This is a genomic window from Pseudomonas sp. GW821-FHT02C04, assembly GCF_059421845.1.
This window is the reverse complement of record NZ_JBWKVT010000004.1, coordinates 530,430-547,928: the sequence shown is the minus strand read 5'-3', so window position 1 is coordinate 547,928 and position 17,499 is coordinate 530,430. Positions and strand designations below refer to the sequence as shown.

Here is a 17,499-nt window from a genome sequence, read left to right as displayed (position 1 = left end):
GACACTTCAGCGGGTTGAGGTGTCCATCAAATAACGTGAAGTGCCTGGCTGCTCCTCATCGAGCCCGACCGTCACCGGCTCGCCTGTTTCCAGGCGCGACAGAGCAATCAGCTGCTGATTGCGCTCAATACCGCGTTCGATCTCGAGCATCTGCACCGCCTCCTGGTACGCCGTGCTGGTCACGTCTTCGTGCTCATCTTCGAGCCGCTGCAGTTTTTCATCGGTTCTGCGTTTGAGGGCGCCGAGTTGATCCGGGTATTTCTCGGTCAGGTACTGCACCCAGTAATCACGGCTGATCAGCTCCTCATAGAACCCCTCGCCTTTTTCAGCCTTCACCACCGCAGCGCGAGCGGCTGCCAGATCCTCGCCCCTGAGCGGCCGGGCAAACCGCATGTGACTGGGTTGCCCCGGCAGTTGCAGACCATCCTCCCAACCCGACGTCAGGCCGATTCGATACTGCAGGCGCACTTCCGCAGGATCGGCGTGACGGCCCATGCTGCGCGCCGCGAGTTTTTCCACCTCACCCAGGCGAAACAGCTGTCGCGACAGATCGAGCAAGGCACGCCCTTTCGCCGCAAGACCTGGCTGCAGGTGTCGCAAGGCGTTGTACTCATACACTTTGACCTCGATTTCGCTGAGCGCCAGAGTTCGCCCGTCGACGCAGGTCGTGTGCGTGGTCGCCATGGAAAACAGCGTATCGCGCAGCTCCTGGCTGCCATCGGCCGCCTCGACGATTTCCCAGACCCGTCGAGTCAGGTCGGCGCGAAACACCCGGAATTCTTCGGTGTCCGGCATCCGCGACAGCAGATGGAAGAAAGCCGCTTTGTCGGGTTCGGCGGCCAACCGTTGCCACATGGCCCGATAACGTGTGGCGTCCTCTGGCGGAATGTTTTCAATCCACGGCGTCGCTTGCTGGTCGAGAACCGTTTCGGCGAGTGGTGGAATGACCTCATCCGACTCGAGATCGCTTTCGGTCCCCACACCCTCGGCATCGCTTTCAGTGGTGCTGTCCAGATCGTCGATCATCCGGTCGATATCCGAATATGTCATGCCCAGCGCATCACGACGCCCATTCGCATCAGCGTATTCGCGCAGCCGAACGAGGCTTTGCTGCGACAGTTCGTAGTTCTCCGAAAGATTGCTGCCGGCAATCAGCGCAGCATGGCTGCCGTCATACAGCTGCTGAGGAATTGACGATATTTCGTTGTTGCTCAAATCGATCGCCTGCAAGTGCGGGGCTTGCAATACCCCTTCCGGCCAGGCCGTGAGCAGGTTGTCGCGCAGATCCAGCCGCTCCAGTCGCCCGAGGCGAGCGACACTGAACGTACGCAGGCTGTTATGGCTCAGATCCAGCCATTGCAACTGGGTCAAACCTTCAAGCGTTTGAGACAGCGCCGAGGAATCCGCAAGGCCGGTAAACGACAGTTCCAGTCGCGCCAGCCGATGCATTTGCCCGACAGGCTCGGGGATAGCCGGCAAGTGGTTGCCGCTGAGATTGAGTCGGCGCACCTGCGTGAATGCCCTGAGGAACGCATTGGAGCCGTCGGTGGAAAGCTTGACCCCCGCCAGGTTCAGGGTGCTCACCGCCGGAAACACGTCCGTCAGTTCAGGCAGATTGCCTACTTGCAGGCCGTCGAGGTTCAGCTCGCGATCAACGACGCCATTCCAGTCGATCGTACCGTCCCGCCAGCATTCGATGATGCGCCGCGCGGCGATCTGGCGAGTGCGCGACGACACGGTCCAATCCATACCACGGGTTTCATGAGTGAACAGCCAATCGTTGAGGCGCCGCGTCAGCGACTCGAATGTCTGTTCCCATGCGTCGATTCGCGTACTGATCTGCACCTCGGTCAGCCCCGCGCCCAGCATCCGTTCGATGGCCTGTTGTGCCCGAGTGTTGTCGTACTGCGAGTGCAGGCGGCGCAAGCGCGCGCCCCATCCGGCCGGGCCTTCAACTGCAGCCACCCGTGGCGGCAATGGCAACAGGCGCCGCGCGATGACCGAACCACTTTCGGTGGGCGGTGTACGGTGCCACGGTTCCTCCAGCGCAAAACGCTGCAACGATCCGGGGGCCAGGCCTCGGGTGCCTTCGATCCTCTGCCGCGCAGTGGCGAGCGCGGCTTTGGCTTGCGGGTTCAACGGGGTGCCGGTCAGGCTGGTATCCAATAACAATGCATCACGCGCCAGCAGCGCATCCGGCAGCGAGGTCAACTGGCTGTCGCTGAGGTCCAGCCAGGTCAGTTCCGGAAGATCCTCGGCACCGGCCGGCCATTCGCGCAGGGCCGTCGAACTCAGGTCCAGCGCCATCAAGCGATTCATGCCGCGCACGTCGACACGCTCCAAAGGATTGTCGTGCAGGTTCAGGGTTTCGAGCGCCGGCAGGTCGCCCGGTTCCAGCGGCAGTTCAGTCAAGCCACAATGGCTCAGGTCGAGGGTATCGACTCCGCGGAAGGTACGAATGAAACCGCGCAACTGCTCGACCGGGGCCTGCAACCCGGCCAGGTGCAGGCTTCTGACGTGGCTGAAACCTTCAGCCGACAAGACCGGCAGACTGTCCACGGGAGAACCCAGAATATCCAGCACCGAGGGATCGGTGGGCAGACTGACATACAGGTTGAAAAACACGCTTTCGGTACGTGCGCCGTATCGCTGGAACAAACCACTGCGCCAATTGTTCCGCAAGGCTTCGGCGACGGCCGAGCGTGCGGCGCCACCATTGGCAATGGTCGGTTCGGAACCGACCCACTCCGCCAGCCGGTTGAGTTCGCTGAACTGTTCACTCAGGGCTTCGATGGCGGCGAGCCGGCTCCCGGCATCTGTCCATTGCGCCTTGAAACCATTGCTCAAGACATCGAACAGACTGGGCTCCATACCGACAAAACGCTTGAGCTCACCGCGACAGTAGTCGGCAACCATTTCGTCCAGATCGATCAGATGCCGAGGCTGACTGCGGACGAATTCGTAGATCGGCTTGAACACCCGGCGCGGGAACTTCGACCAGTCCAGTGACAGGCCGGACAGCAGTCGCTGGTGGCCTTCATAGATTTCCATCGGCAAGGTATTGATCGCAGTCGATCGCAGGTTCAGGCGTTCCAGTCGCGGCAAATCCAGAACGCCGCGCGGCCATTGATGCATTTGCGGGCTACCGATTTCGAGTCTGCGCAGCTGACGCATGCCGCTGACATCAAGCTGCACCGGCACCACTGGGTTGGCGCCGCTGCCGGTACAGTGCAGCTCCAGCTCCTCGAGCCGGGTCAGTTCCCTGATCCTCGACGCCACGGCGCCCGTGAGGGGTGTGGCCAGTTTCAGCCGGGTCATGTGTCGCAGTGTCTTCAAGGTCGAGAAGACCTTGTCGAATTCCGCGATGCCAGTGCTCATCACCAGCTTTTCAACATTGGGGAACGCTGCAAGCGTGTCACCGACCACCGGGGCGCGCAGTGTCAGTTCGCGGACGTGAGAGAAATCCGCCGTCAATGGCGGCAGCGGCGCGTCACTGATCAGCGTCAGGCGGGCCGCTTGCGGATTGTGTTCGGCCAACGGTGCATTGCGCCAACAGTCCTTGATGTTTTGCACCACGCTGACGAATTCGTCTCGGGCAGTGCGCCAATGCAGATTCTGCGACATCAGCCATTGATCGAGTGTCGTTTCCAGCTCCCGCCACTCGCTCAGCCGGTTGTTGAGCAAATGAAAGATCTGCTGGTCGGTCTTGCCCAGACGCCATTGTTCAAGAATGAAGCCGCGTGCCTGGGCATCCGTCAACGCCGGGTAGACGCTCTGGACATGGCCGGTCAACGCCGGATTCGGCCCCGGCCCGTCTCCACTGGCGGGATAGCCGAGCAGTTTGGGGGCAATGCGTTGCGGCGGTCTGAACCAGGTTTTTTCTGCGGCACCTGCACGCAGAATCTGTGCAGACTGACTGCGCTCGGTGAGCGCTCGATCAAAGATCGCACCTTGCAAATCGGCGCTCTGCCAGACACTCGGTAGCCCCAGCGCATGACGAGCCTGATCGGGCAAGGCATGCATCAACGAGGCGAAAAAATTGTCGCCTTTGTGGGGAATGCTGTTGAGCGGTTCGCCACGCTCATTCACCGCTTGATAGGCATCACCGTACTTGACCAGATACTTGTGGGTGGAAGCCGTTTCGCTGCCGATGGCGTCCAGCATTGGCCCACTGATACTGCCTTCGCGGATTTCCAGGCGCACGTCATCGGACCAGCCGGGCAGCCGGCCCAACGTCTGCAACGCGAGATGGCGGCTGTCGGGTGAGGCCATGGTTTCACTGCGTAACCCGGCCAGAGCCCGGGTCAAGCGCCCTGCCTGGCCATACCAGCGAGCCAGTTCCTGCAAATGCAGCGGGACCTTCGCTGCGCTGTCCAGCCGTGCCAGTTCCCCGGCATCGGCTTGTCCCAACGCTGTCGCGGCCGCACGGTCGGTCAGGCCGGGAATGACGCGTTGCAGCTTTGCCACCCGGTGTTCGACGGGGGCGGTTCCCTTGAGCAGGCTGTCGAACAACGCGGGTTGTTGCGTGCTGGCGAAGTCGGCAATCTGTCTGGAGAGCTCCTGTGCCCTCGCGGTTCGGACGCGTGCAGGCTCGCCCCCCAACAGACGAACCGTCTCCGCTTCATCAAGCATCGCGAGTATCCGCGTCGGCAACGCACCGTTCAGCACGTCGGCCCGGCTGATCCGGATCGGCGCCTTGCCGCCGCGTTTCGCGCCGTAGCCGAGTGCGCGTCCCGAGAGGTCAGGGCTGTCGTAGATCTGCAACCTGCGCCCGAACGGCCAGCGTGGCATGTCGGGAAGCATCGGCAACAGGTGCATGAATCGAGTGTCGATCGCCTGCGTGCCTGCGGCCTGTTCGACGATCAATCCGGCCTCCCGCTCGACGTTGAACAGCTGCATGGCGTCCACCAGCTCCGGCGGCGGCAAAGCATTGTCCAGATGCATCTTGCGCAGTGCGTTATCGCTCACACCGGCGACATCGGCCAGCGTCAGCAACTGTGCGTCAGCGAAGGGCACGGTGCTGTGGCCGATGCGCCGCAACAGCGTCAATCGATCCCAGTCCTGCGGGCGTTCCAGGGTATGCCGCCATGCGCCGGCGCCGTTGTGCGCCAGGGGCGGCTGATAGGCCTGCGGATCGCTCGGATGCCGGATGCGCCAGGCCTTGATCGACTCGTCGTAAGTCTGCTGGTAGGTCTTGCCGTCGAGCCGGATGCAGGTTTTTTCTCCGGCCTCGTACTGCCCCAGCGCATTCGGCATCGCGTGCGGATCCAGCGTGACCGGACTCTCGTAGCCACTCAGGTCAGGTTTCCACAAACGGGTCGTGCCGTCGGGCAATTGCACCTGATGCAGGTTCTCGATGACGGGTGTCGATCTGGCAGCGGTCAGCCGAGCAAGCCCCTTGCCGGCCCCCGCCATCAAGGCAATCAACGCGAGGTTTTGCGCGACATCGATCAGATGAGCCTTGGCAGCCTTGCGATCACCTTCGCTCCACTCGATGGCACCTTCAAAGGTTTCTTCGAACAGTTGCCCGGCCATCACCACCATCATCACTTCACCGAGCACCGGCACGAACATCGAGACGCCCATCAGCACCAGCATGCCGATGTTCAACAATGTCGCGAGCTTCTCCGAGCGCACTTTGGCGTCGACGTCCGCTGTGGGCACGGCATGGCTGCGGGTATCGGCGATCAACCGATCACGATGCTGCTCGAATTGGTAATTCCACAGATCGACATTGTCCGACCAGATCCCGCCCCCCTTGCGGGACAGGTCAACCGGGTTCAGATACGGCTCAGCATTCGGCACCTGTTCGATCGGCGGTGCGGGTGGCAATTCGCGGATCCCTGTCAGCGCCGCGTTGATCGGGTTGAGCGCCTTGAAAAACTCGTTGAGCAGCGGCTCGTAGGGCGCCAGCCTTTGTGAGAACGTGCGGTTCGGCGTGTCGTCGGTGAACTCGCCGAAGTAGCGCGGTCGGTCGGCATACGCGACGAACTGGCTGAAAAACCGCTGGTAGCTATTGGGTTCTGCAGGATGAGCCTGAGTAGCATCGGGTGCGGTGAACCGCTGCTTGAACATCGCTGCGATTTCCCGACCCTTGTAGCGTTTGAGCGGATGGTAGGGATCACCCGGGATATACAGGATAGAGTCGTCGCTGTAGCGGTACTTCTCGCAGATCGTGAACATCACGCAACCGGTCATGCGCCGGCCCATCAGGCCCAGCTCGCGAAACCATATCTGCCGGCGGCCCTGACGCGGTGCCAGTTCACCGTTGAGGATCGAGCGAATCGAGGTGTAGTCCTCGCGTCCGATATCACCTTTGACCAACGCCAGTTCGGCTGCCGCACGCAGCGCGGCTTTATGCGCGTCGATGAATTTGTCGCGCAGCACATGTTCGGCCACCGCGTCCTTGGGGCGCAGGAAATCCTTGAGGTAAGCCTGGTATTTCGCCCCGATGTCCAGCGAACGACACAGGCCGGTGAATTGCTCGACCGTCAGGGGCGTGCTCAGCGGCGCAAGCGTGCCGGGTGTCGAGGTTTCCCCGCGAAATCCCGAGGTTTCATGAAAGGCGCCACTTTTGCATTCACGGGCTTCGAAATTGTGCAGGGCCGCTTGCAGCAAAGGCAGCTTCAGGACTTCGAAGAAATCGATGTCGATGGCAAAAATCCCCATCTCCACCGGTTTGTTCAGCAGCAGCCAGGTCTTGTTGACGTCCAGCGTCACGTTGAAGCGGTCCTTGAGGGCCTTGGTCAGCAATGGCGCGGCGAAGCTGTCGATGTCCTGGAAGCCCGACATGACCTTGTCCAGGCGAGCCTGGGCAGCGAGGCTGGCAGTCACGGCGTCGCCCACCGCCTTGCGTTGATCGCGCGAGGCGCGCCTGTACCAGTCGGGTGTGGCGTTATCGGCACTTTTCAGCCCTTCACGCTGCTGAACCGGTGCGTTGATCAACCAGTCGGGGCTGGCCTGCTGAAGGAAACCGGCGTGCAGACTTTGCGTCACGACCGGCACCGGCGACGGTGCAGCATTATCTGGCGAAGGCGAGGTGACAGGGATTTCGGACATGATTTCGCTCCTTGAAATGGAGCGAAAGCAGACCATGGCGAACCTCCGTGGCTGCGGTACATATGTCTCGCAGTACGGCGTCTTGTCAGCGGAAATGTCAGGCTCGAGCGGCGCTATCTTTCCCGCGCAAAGGGACTAATATTCGAACGCCCCGCCTTGAATTTCCAGGAACCCGGACATGCGTTTATCCGAATTCATCAGGCAACACGCGGATCACATCGTCGAGGAGTGGGAGCAGTTCGCCCGGACCATCACCCCGGCAGCCGACACCATGGATCGGGTAGCGCTGCGCGATCATGCCCGAGCGATTCTGCTGGCCGCCGCGCGCGACATGGAAACCGCACAGACCGCGAGCGAGCAGCTCGCCAAGGCCAAGGGTGAAGGCCCGGAGAAAACCCCAAGTCTGGACGAGGCCGGCGCCAGCCATGGCGAGTTGCGCCATACCGTCGGGTTTGACCTGGTGCAGATGACTTCGGAATTCCGGCATTTGCGCGCCTGTGTGATCCGCCTGTGGGTCAATTCGCTGCAATCGCCGGACATGGCGTACTTTCAGGACATGATCCGCTTCAACGAAGCCATCGATGAAGCCCTCGCCGAATCGACGGCGGCCTACGCCGAGCAGGTCAACCGTTCGCGCGACATTTTCCTCGCCATCCTCGGTCACGACCTGCGCGCACCGCTGCAAGCGGTCAGCATGTCGACCGAAGTGCTGATGCGCAAAACCGTCCTGGAAGGCGATGCGCTGACCTGTGCGCTGAACATCAAACACGGGGCGCGGCACATGGCGGCGATGGTCAGCGATCTGCTGGAACTGGTGCGCAGTCGTCTGGGCAAGAGCCTGCCGATCAACCCGGTGGCGATGGATCTGGCCGATGCTGCCCGCGCAGCCATCGCCGAAGCCTGCGCCGGCAATCCGGAATGCGATCCGACCTTGATCGTCAACGGCGATACCCGTGGTTTCTGGGATGTCGGACGGATCGATCAACTGTTGCAGAACCTGATCGGCAACGCCTTGCAGCACGGATCCGATCCCCGCGAGGTGAGCGTTGATCTGCGTGGCGACGCCGACAACGTACACCTGAGCGTGCATAACGACGGCGTGCCGATTCCGGAAGACGCGATTGGCACGATTTTCGATCCGTTGGTGCGCAGCGCCGACGAAGAACTCGGGCAGCCGTCGACCAGCCTTGGCCTGGGGCTGTTCATCATCAAGGAGGTGGTGATCGCCCACGGCGGGACGATCGAAGTCAGCTCAAGCGAAGCCGAAGGAACGCAGTTCAGCGTGGTACTGCCGAAACAGGCCTGAATCGCTACTCGACCACCAGCCGCGCCAGACGCTGGCGGAGCATCTGGTTCTCGGCGCGCAGTTCCTTCACTTCTTCCAGCAGGTCCAGCGCCAGGGCGACGCCTTCCCACTCCAGCTCCAGATCGCGCCGCAGCTTGGCGGCGCGTTTGGCCAGGGCAAGTTCGTAATCGGTGAAACGCCATTCCCGGGGCTGCGCGCCCTGAGGTTCGAGGATGCCGTGTTCGACGATTTCGATCACGTAGACGTCCGACAGGTCGGCCGCCTCACAGAATTCTGCCATGTCCAGTTGAACGATCAGGGGGCTGCTCATGATGGGCTACTCCGTCGCCGGGTTCAGAAGTTCTCTCGCGGGTTGAAGGCGGCTTTCTTCGCCAGTTCCTGCCACAGCGCCTTGACGTCATCGCCCGCAGCCTTCGGCATCACGGCCTTGAGCTGGACGAACAGATAACCGCGCTCGCCGGCCTTGTTCTGCAGACCATGGCCCTTGGCGCGCATGCGCTGGCCGTTCTGGCTGCCGGCCGGCACCTTGAGGTTGATCTTGCCGGTCAGGGTAGGCACGGCCACTTCGGCGCCCAGCGCCAGCTCCCAAGGAGCGAGCGGCAAGGTGATGATCAGGTTTTCGCCTTCAACGTCGAATTTCGGGTGCGGCGCGAAACGGATGGTCAGGTACAGATCGCCATTGGCGCCGCCACCGATGCCCGGTGCACCCTGGCCCTTGAGGCGGATGCGCTCGCCGTCGGTCACGCCCGCCGGGATCTTCACGTTCAGGCTCTTGCTGGTGTTGCTGACGTGCTGGCCGGAACCGTTGTACTGCGGCACCTGGAAGCTGATTTTTTTCGATTCGTTCGAAAGCGTCTCTTCGAGAAAGATCGGCAGTTCCAGTTCCACGTCTTGCCCTCTGCGCCCCGCACTGCGGGATTGCCGGCCTTCGCCGCCACCGAAACCGGGGCCGCGATTGCCGAAGATCGAACTGAAGAAGTCCGAGAAGTCCCCGGTGTCGCCACCACCGCCACCGAAGCCGCCACGGCTCTGCCAGCCCGGTGGGCCCTGGAACGGTTGACCGTGCTGGCCATAGCGGCGCAGGTCGTCGTATTCGGCGCGCTTGTCGGCACTTTTCAGCGCTTCATAGGCTTCCGAGGCGTCCTTGAACTTGGCCTCGGCGTCTTTTTCCTTGCTGACATCGGGGTGGTATTTGCGCGCAAGCTTGCGATAGGCAGCCTTGATTGCCTTGTCGTCAGCCGTCGGCTCCACGCCGAGTATCTTGTAATAGTCTTTGAAGTCCATTGAAGGAGTCACCATCCGTTATCGGTTTCGCGCCGCCGTCAGCATGCGCCGATTCGCGCGTGCCAGGTTGACCGATCTCAAACTTGTGACCGGGTGGCGCAGCAGAAGTTTATCGGCAGTGGACGGCGGTTCTTGCGACCGCCGGTATGTCTGCCGGCCCATGCCAGCAAGTTTGGGGCAAAGCTCGGGCTTTCAAGGCAGTTTAGTAGCGAAATAGCAGATGACCGGCCTTCGAATCTGTCGCGCACTGGCATACACTGCGCGGCCGTTTTTTTGACCGGAACCGAAAGACATGAAAGACGCCTCTCCAGCCCGTGCCTGCGGCATCGACTTTGGCACGTCCAACTCCACCGTCGGCTGGCTGCGCCCCGGCATGGAAACGATGATCGCGCTGGAAGACGACAAGATCACCCTGCCGTCGGTGGTCTTCTTCAACATCGAGGAGCGCCGCCCGGTTTACGGTCGCCTGGCGCTGCACGAATACCTGGAAGGCTACGAAGGCCGGCTGATGCGCTCACTCAAGAGCCTGCTCGGTTCCAAGCTGATCAAGCACGACACCAGCGTCCTCGGCACGGCGATGCCGTTCAAGGACTTGCTCGGGCTGTTCATCGGCCAGCTCAAGAGCCGTGCGGAAACTGCTGCCGGTCGTGAGTTCGAGCAGGTGGTGCTGGGCCGTCCGGTGTTCTTCGTCGACGACGATCCGCTGGCCGACCAGGAAGCCGAAGACACCCTGGTGGAGGTGGCGCGCAAGCTCGGTTTCAAGGATGTGTCGTTCCAGTACGAGCCGATCGCTGCGGCCTTCGACTACGAGTCGACCATCGAAAAGGAAGAGCTGGTACTGATCGTCGACATCGGCGGTGGTACATCGGACTTCTCGCTGGTGCGCCTGTCGCCCGAGCGTCGGGGCATGGATAACCGTCACGACGACATCCTCGCTACCGGCGGCGTGCACATCGGCGGGACCGATTTCGACAAGCAGTTGAGCCTGCAAGGCCTGATGCCGCTGTTCGGCTACGGCAGCCGCATGAAGAGCGGCGCGTTCATGCCGACCAGTCACCACATGAACCTGGCGACCTGGCACACCATCAACTCGGTGTACTCGCAGAAATCGACCCTGGCCCTGGGCAGCATGCGTTATGACATCGAGGACACCGGCGGCATCGACCGTCTGTTCAAGCTGATCGAACAGCGCGCCGGGCACTGGCTGGCGATGGAAGTGGAAGAAACCAAGATCCAGCTGACCCACAACGACAGCCGCCACGTGCCGCTGGATCGCATCGAGTCAGGCCTGAGCGTGGAACTGACCCGGGCGTTGTTCGAGTCGGCCATCGAGTCGCAGCTCGAGCGCGTGCGCGGCAGCGTCACCCAGTTGCTGGCGGACGCCAATGTGGCGGTGGGTCAGGTCGATACGGTGTTCTTCACTGGTGGTTCGAGCGGTATTCCGGCACTGCGCAACAGCGTCTCGGCGATGCTGCCGAACGCGCGGCATGTGGAAGGCAATATCTTCGGCAGCATCGGCAGCGGCCTGGCGATTGAAGCCATGAAACGCTATGGCTCGGTGAACTGACACCGTACTGATCGTTCCCACGCTCGCGCGGGAACGATCAATCTACCCGCTTAAACCATCCCGCCCAGCTTCAACTCACTCTTCAGATACGCGTAATAGATCGGCCCCGCCACCACCCCCGGCAGGCCGAACGCGGCCTCGAACACCAGCATCGCCAGCAGCAACTCCCAGGACTTGGCACTGATCTGCCCGCCGACGATGCGCGCGTTGAGGAAGTATTCGAGCTTGTGGATAAAGATCAGGTAGCCCAGCGCGGCAATCGCCACCCAGATCGACAACGACAGGCCGACGATGGTGATCAGCGTGTTCGACATCAGGTTGCCGATCACCGGCAGCAAGCCGAGCAGGAACGTCAGCACGATCAGGGTCTTGGTCAGCGGCAGCTTGATCCCGAACAGCGGCAGGATCACCGCCAGGAAGATCCCGGTGAAGAAGGTGTTGAGCAGGGAAATCTTGATCTGCGCAAAAACGATATTGCGAAACGCCTGAACCAGCAGGTGCAGACGATCGAACAATGCGGCCGCCAGCGGCTTGCGCTTGGTGACATCCGGTACACGCTGCAGAGCGATGATCGCACCGAGCACCATGCCGATCAGCAAGGTCACGAACATGTGCGCCGCGTCCTTGCCCACCAGTTGCAGGTCGGACAAGTGCTTGCTCAGCCATTCACCGATGGCCACGCGAAACTCCGCGGCACTGGCCGGCAGATAAGCATCGACAAACGGCGGCAGTTGCCCGCGCGCACGATCGACCACGCCCATGAATTTGTCGAGGGAAGCCCCGGGGTTTTCCGCCTCGTGCAGCAGGAAACTGATGGCTCCGGCAAAGATCAGCGCCAGCACACTCACCACCAGCGTGCCCAGCAACGCCACCGCCAGCCAGCGCGCGCGGCGGCCTTCGATCAGCCGTTGCAGTTGTGGGGTGAGCATGTTGACCAGCTCGAACACCAACAAACCGGCCAACAGACTGGGCAACAGACGCAGCGGCAACACCAGCAGCAAACCGCCGAAAATGATGATGCAACTGACCCAGAACACAACATGACGCTCAGAAAACGTTGGCATACAGCCTCAAAACGAACGGCGTAAAAGGATTGGCAGTCTGCCAGCGATCCAGCGCCGAAGCGAGCGGATGCCCTGCCGCTCGCTGCGATCTGTCGATCTTATTTTTTCTTCAGGCAATCACTCATGAAGGTTTTGCGCGCATCGCCGGTCAGGGCCTTGGTCTTGGCGTCGGCATTACAGGTTTTCATCTTTTCCTGCTGCGGGGTCAGGGTCTTGGCGTCGTTGGCCGCCGGCGCTGCCTTGAGGCAAGTGCTCATGAAGGTCTTGCGCTCATCGCCTTTCAGGCTCTTGGCCGTGGCGTCGGCGTTGCAAGTGGTCATCTTGTTCTGTTGCGCCGTGGCGGCAAAACCCTGGGAGCACAGCAGCAGACCGATCATCAACAAAGGGACACGCAACATCTTCATGGAGTTTTCTCCTTGTTGCCGCATCGATGGAGGCGGCCTCCGGCTGAGTGTAGTCAAAGCTTGTTACACCTTCCTAGTCTCCAGATGGCTACGCCGGTATTGTTCCGGCGTACATCCGGCCTGCCGGGCAAACATGGCGATGAACGCCGAGCCGCTGCTGTAGCCGAGATCGAAGGCGATTTCCTGCACACTGCGCGTACTTTCCAGCGCCTCGATGGCCGCCAGATAGCGCAGTCGCTGGCGCCATTCGCCGAAACTCATCCCCAACTCTCGCACGAATTGCCGGGCCAGGGTGCGCTCGCTGACATGCACCTGCGCCGCCCAGTGCGCCAGCGGTTCATTGTTGCCGGGCTCGGCCTGCAGGGTTTCGAGGATGGTCAGCAACCCGGGACTGCTGGCGTATGGCAGATAACACTGATGAACCGGCGCCTGTCGCAGTTGATCCACCAGCACCTGGGCCAGGCGCTGGTCGGCATCGAACGCGGGGATCTTCACATCCCGGGCGGCGAAGTCCTTGAGGATTGCCTTGAGAATGTCGCTGATCGCCAGGGTGCAAGCCTGCGCCGGTAAATCCGCGCACACCTCGGGCGCCAGGCACACCGCCCGATAATTGACCGGCTGATGACTGTAGAAACTGTGCTCGACCTGCGGTGGCACCCACACCGCGTACTGCGGTGGCGACATGAAGCGGCTGCCGTCGACATCCATGTGCAGCACGCCGTGGGCCGCGTATTCCAGCGTGCCCCACGGATGGCGGTGCGGCGCGGCGTATTCGTGGGCGTTGAAGTCGGCATAGCGGAAATACACCGCCGACGGCAGTTCGCTGAAATCCAGCAGATCGATGTGTTTACTGTTCATGCTGTCCGGAATCAGAGGCAGGTTGTCCGGTTCGCAGTATAGGCCTGCATCCAGACAGGGGATAATCACCGTTCATCAACGTACTGGTTTCTCTTCCCATGCAATACGCGTTTCCCCTGCTGGCGATTTTCATCTGGGCCGGCAACACCGTGATCAACAAGCTTGCCGTCGGTGCGATCTTTCCCGCCGAAATCGGCTTCTACCGCTGGCTGCTGGCCGGTTTGCTGTTTACCCCGTTCATGCTCAGGAAGGTAATCGCGCACTGGCCGCAGATCCGCCCGAACCTGGGCAAGATTTTCATCCTTGGCGTGCTCGGCATGGCGGTCTATCAGAGCCTGGCCTACTTCGCCGCGACCATGACCACCGCCACCAACATGGGCATCATCCTGTCGCTGATGCCGTTGATGTCGCTGGCGATGGCAATCATCAGCCTCGGCCAGCGCCTGACCGCCGGTGCGCTGGTCGGTGCGGTGCTGTCGTTCGCCGGTGTGCTGGTGGTGGTGTCGTCCGGCAGCCTCGGCGCATTGCTGCAACACGGGGTGAACCTCGGTGACGCGATGATGCTGATCGCCACCCTCGCCTACGCGATCTACAGCACCCTGCTGAAAAAATGGCAGCTGCGTTTGCCGCCATTGGTGTTGCTGTACTTGCAGGTGCTGGTAGCGGTGGTGGTGCTGTTTCCGTTGTACGCCGCGTCGCCGAAAACCGGCCTGACCCTACAGAACATTCCGCTGGTGCTCTACGCGTGCCTGCTGGCCTCGATGCTCGCGCCACTGGCGTGGATGCAGGCCGTTCAGCGCCTGGGGCCAAGCCGGACCACGTTGTTCTTCAACCTGCTGCCGTTGATCACCGCGCTGATTGCCGCGGTGGTGCTGAAGGAGCAACTGGCGATGTATCACCTGGTGGGCGGTTTGCTGACCTTGGGCGGGGTGATTCTTTCCGAGCGCTGGACGACCGTCCTCGGCCGCTCCCGCACCCCGAGCGCCGCCTAAACCCCGGCGGCTTTCAACCGCGCCGCGTGCTCGACGAACAGCCGCACCGGGTCCGCACCTTTGCCGACCAGTCCCAGTGACTGGTTGACGATGTCGAAGTGATCCATCGGGTAGTCATCACCGATAACCGTGCCCAGGTGCGAGCTGTAGCGTCCGACCATACCGTCACACTGCCCCGGCTCGCGCACGAAGGTCTTGGCAAACAACCGGCAGCTGCGATTGGTGCCGTCGAACAGGTTGCCGCCGCGGTCGGTCTTGCCCGGCTGCAAGGTGCCGGACCACGAGTAATACCGCACCCCGTTGACCTCTTCCGGCCCCTGCCCGCCCCAGGTTTCCGGCAAGCCCTGTGGATAACGCTGGTTGAACAGCGCCACACCTTCGGTGGTCAGGGAATGGTGCGAGGCGTGGATATCCACCGGCAGTTTCGGCCCGTGGTAACCGGTTTCCATGAGTGCCATCAACCAGCCGACAAAACGCAGCAGTGCCTCAAGAATGCGGCCCCGGGCACTGTCTGCCGGATAGTGTTTCGCCAGATAGTCGGCCAGTTCCGAACCGTGATTGGGTCCGGCCACCGACGTCACCGACGCCACCAGATCCGGGCGCTTCGCCGCCGCGTAACGCGCCGTCAGCGAGCCCTGGCTATGGCCAAACAGATTGACCTTGGCCGCGCCGGTCTCACGCAGAATTTCATCGATGCGCGCCAGCAACTGCTCGCCACGCACTTCGGTGGAATTGAGCGGCGACACCTGCACCGCAATCACCGTCGCACCACCCCGACGCAACGCGGCGATGATCCCGTACCAGTACGGGTACAGCACCAGCCGGATAAACCCGAGCATTCCCGGTACCAGCACCAGTGGATAACGTGTGGCCGAATCCTGCGACATGGGCAGACATCCCTGTGGTCGGTGGGTGGATGCATGACGTGCAAAACGCCCGCCAAGCATCCTCCTCGATGATGACAACTCCACGACCAGCCTACTTCAGCCCCACCACCCCCGCCACAATCAGCCCCACCGACAGCAACTTCATCAACGTCAGGCTCTCGCCCAGCAGCGCGAAACCGAGAAACACCGTGCCGAGCGAGCCGATGGCGGTCCAGATCGGGTAGGCGATGCTCACCGGCAACTCGCGCATCGCCAGGGTCAGGAAGTAAATCCCGCCTACCGCAGCGACCACGGTGATCAGCGACGGCCACAGCCGGGTGAAACCCTCGGCGTACTTCATGCCCATGGCGAAGGTGACTTCGAACCCGGCGGCAATCAGCAGAAACAGCCAGGCCACTTAGAACTCCCGGGCCAGGTCGAGCAAACGCTGCTCGGCCTCGGCCACCGACACCGCGAAGGTGCGTTCGGCGGATTCCTCGCCCTCGGCTGCGACCACCGTGACGTCGTTGATGCCGATGAAACCCAGCGCCGTGCGCAACCATGGATCGGCGTGATTCAGCGCCTCCAGCTCGCCACCCGGGCCGAAACCGAAACCGCCGCGACTGGTGACGATCAGCGCTTTCTTGCCGCGCAACAGCGGCGTGTACTGGGCGATGCCATTGTCCAGGGTGTGATCGAACGTCAGGCCCAGGCGCACGATCTGATCGACCCAGGCCTTGAGGCCGCTGGGCACGTTGAAGTTGTACATCGGCGTGGAAATCAGCAGCAGGTCGTGCTCGAACAACTCGCCCACCAGTTGATCGCTGAGCGCCAGATCGGCCTGCATCGACAGCGGCCGCGCTTCGGGCTCCGGGTAAAACGCCGCCGCGACAAACGCTTCGTTGACCGCTGGGATCAGCGCCCGCCCCACCTCACGACGGGTAACCTGAGCCTGCGGATGACGGACTTGCCAGGCGCTGAGAAAACTTTCCGCCAGGCGCCGCGAATGGGAGCGCTCACCACGTGGGCTGGCATGGATCGCAAGAATCTTGCTCATCTGAATCTCCTTGGGACTAGACTTGAGTGGCTGTGTGACGCCAGATTGCTGCCATTAACTCACCGCCTCAAATGAGCAAAAATCAGTCTGGATGAATTGATTTCATCCATGGAGTTTTCATGTTCGCTTCATTGCCGCTGACCGCCCTGCGCGCGTTCGAATCCGCCTCACGGCTATTGAGCTTCAAGGCTGCCGCTGAAGAACTGGCGGTGACGCCGACGGCGATTTCCCATCAGATCCGCTCGCTGGAGGACTGGCTCGGCGTGGCGCTGTTTGAACGCCTGCCGCGTCAGGTGCGCTTGACCGAGGGTGGCGAGCGGCTGTTCCGCAGCCTGCATGGGGCGTTTCTGGAGGTAGCGCAAAGCGTCGACACGCTGCGCCCGCAGCGCAGCGGCAGCAGCCTGACGCTGTCGACCACCGCAGCGTTCGCCGCGCTGTGGCTGGTACCACGACTGGGGCGGTTTTACGCGAAACACCCGAACATCAACGTGCGTCTGGACACCCATTGCGAAGTGATCGATCTGCATCAGGACGCCAGCGTCGATCTGGTGTTGCGCTACAGCCTCGACGACTACCCGAACCTCCACGGGTTGTGCCTGTTCGATGAATCGTTCGGCGTGTACGGCTCGCCGGAACAGGTGGCACTGGCCGCCCGCCGCACCCCGGCGTTGATCAGCGTGCGTTGGCATAACTCGAAGCTCTACGCCCATGGCTGGGAAGCGTGGTGCGCGCAGTCAGGCGAGCACTGGTTGAATCAGCACCCGGCCGTCCGCGAATACGACGAAGAACATTACGCGCTGCAAGCCGCCATTGCCGGGCAAGGGCTGGTGCTGGCGAGCAATATTCTGGTGTCGGAGAGCGTCGCCAGCGGTCTGCTGGTGCCGTACAAGGGCGAGGTGCAAGTCGATGGCGCCGGTTACAGCGCCCTGTGCGTTCCGGGGCGCGAGCGACATCCCCCGGTGAAAGCGTTTTTTGCCTGGCTGCGCGAAGAGGCGCTGTTGTCGGGACTGTCGCCGCGATCGTAGCCTCGGCCCGAAGCTAC

Annotated in this window: 13 protein-coding genes; 4 read left to right on the top strand and 9 right to left on the bottom strand. The window is 61.9% G+C overall.

Features of this window, described 5'->3' with window-relative positions; all coding sequences use genetic code 11:
* Window positions 1-6: 6 nt before the first annotated feature.
* Complete coding sequence (locus tag AC07VV_RS18080; RefSeq protein ID WP_495036991.1) at window positions 7-7,059, bottom strand: NEL-type E3 ubiquitin ligase domain-containing protein; 7,053 nt, start codon at window positions 7,057-7,059, stop codon at window positions 7-9.
* A gap of 178 nt (window positions 7,060-7,237) precedes the next feature.
* Between AC07VV_RS18080 and AC07VV_RS18075 the strand changes: the two genes are divergently transcribed.
* Window positions 7,238-8,365 (top strand): sensor histidine kinase, encoded by a 1,128-nt coding sequence (locus tag AC07VV_RS18075; protein WP_495036990.1) that lies wholly within the window; start codon window positions 7,238-7,240, stop codon window positions 8,363-8,365.
* A gap of 4 nt (window positions 8,366-8,369) precedes the next feature.
* Here the strand turns inward: AC07VV_RS18075 and AC07VV_RS18070 are convergent, their stop codons facing one another.
* Complete coding sequence (locus AC07VV_RS18070) at window positions 8,370-8,675, bottom strand: chaperone modulator CbpM (RefSeq protein WP_495036989.1); 306 nt, start codon at window positions 8,673-8,675, stop codon at window positions 8,370-8,372.
* A 23-nt stretch (window positions 8,676-8,698) separates the two neighbouring features.
* Entirely contained in the window at window positions 8,699-9,649 is a 951-nt protein-coding gene (locus AC07VV_RS18065; protein WP_096819779.1) for a DnaJ C-terminal domain-containing protein, read from the bottom strand.
* Window positions 9,650-9,941: 292 nt separating this feature from the next.
* Between AC07VV_RS18065 and AC07VV_RS18060 the strand changes: the two genes are divergently transcribed.
* Complete coding sequence (locus tag AC07VV_RS18060; protein WP_495036988.1) at window positions 9,942-11,216, top strand: Hsp70 family protein; 1,275 nt, start codon at window positions 9,942-9,944, stop codon at window positions 11,214-11,216.
* A 50-nt stretch (window positions 11,217-11,266) separates the two neighbouring features.
* On the opposite strand, the gene AC07VV_RS18055 is transcribed toward AC07VV_RS18060, so the two are convergent.
* From AC07VV_RS18055 to AC07VV_RS18045, 3 genes are all read right to left on the bottom strand, one after another.
* Complete coding sequence (locus AC07VV_RS18055) at window positions 11,267-12,280, bottom strand: AI-2E family transporter (RefSeq protein WP_096819781.1); 1,014 nt, start codon at window positions 12,278-12,280, stop codon at window positions 11,267-11,269.
* Window positions 12,281-12,378: 98 nt separating this feature from the next.
* Window positions 12,379-12,684, bottom strand: coding sequence for a PsiF family protein (locus AC07VV_RS18050; RefSeq protein ID WP_025111807.1), 306 nt, complete (start codon window positions 12,682-12,684; stop codon window positions 12,379-12,381).
* A gap of 63 nt (window positions 12,685-12,747) precedes the next feature.
* Window positions 12,748-13,542 carry an AraC family transcriptional regulator gene (locus tag AC07VV_RS18045; RefSeq protein WP_096819782.1) on the bottom strand — a complete coding sequence of 265 codons (795 nt, stop codon included), beginning with the start codon at window positions 13,540-13,542 and terminating at the stop codon, window positions 12,748-12,750.
* 98 nt (window positions 13,543-13,640) lie between these two features.
* On the opposite strand from AC07VV_RS18045, the gene AC07VV_RS18040 reads away from it, so the two are divergent.
* Complete coding sequence (locus AC07VV_RS18040; RefSeq protein ID WP_495036987.1) at window positions 13,641-14,534, top strand: DMT family transporter; 894 nt, start codon at window positions 13,641-13,643, stop codon at window positions 14,532-14,534.
* On the opposite strand, the gene AC07VV_RS18035 is transcribed toward AC07VV_RS18040, so the two are convergent.
* From AC07VV_RS18035 to AC07VV_RS18025, 3 genes are all read right to left on the bottom strand, one after another.
* Window positions 14,531-15,421, bottom strand: coding sequence for an alpha/beta fold hydrolase (locus tag AC07VV_RS18035; protein WP_493065798.1), 891 nt, complete (start codon window positions 15,419-15,421; stop codon window positions 14,531-14,533). The two genes, AC07VV_RS18040 and AC07VV_RS18035, sit on opposite strands and share 4 nt — an antisense overlap.
* Window positions 15,422-15,512: 91 nt before the next feature.
* Complete coding sequence (locus AC07VV_RS18030; RefSeq protein WP_119429422.1) at window positions 15,513-15,818, bottom strand: DMT family transporter; 306 nt, start codon at window positions 15,816-15,818, stop codon at window positions 15,513-15,515.
* Window positions 15,819-16,457: an FMN-dependent NADH-azoreductase gene (locus AC07VV_RS18025; RefSeq protein ID WP_102620114.1), complete on the bottom strand. Its 639-nt coding sequence runs from the start codon at window positions 16,455-16,457 to the stop codon at window positions 15,819-15,821. It lies immediately after the preceding gene.
* Between the two features lie 119 nt (window positions 16,458-16,576).
* On the opposite strand from AC07VV_RS18025, the gene AC07VV_RS18020 reads away from it, so the two are divergent.
* Entirely contained in the window at window positions 16,577-17,482 is a 906-nt protein-coding gene (locus AC07VV_RS18020; RefSeq protein WP_495036986.1) for a LysR substrate-binding domain-containing protein, read from the top strand.
* The last annotated feature ends 17 nt before the right edge of the window (window positions 17,483-17,499 follow it).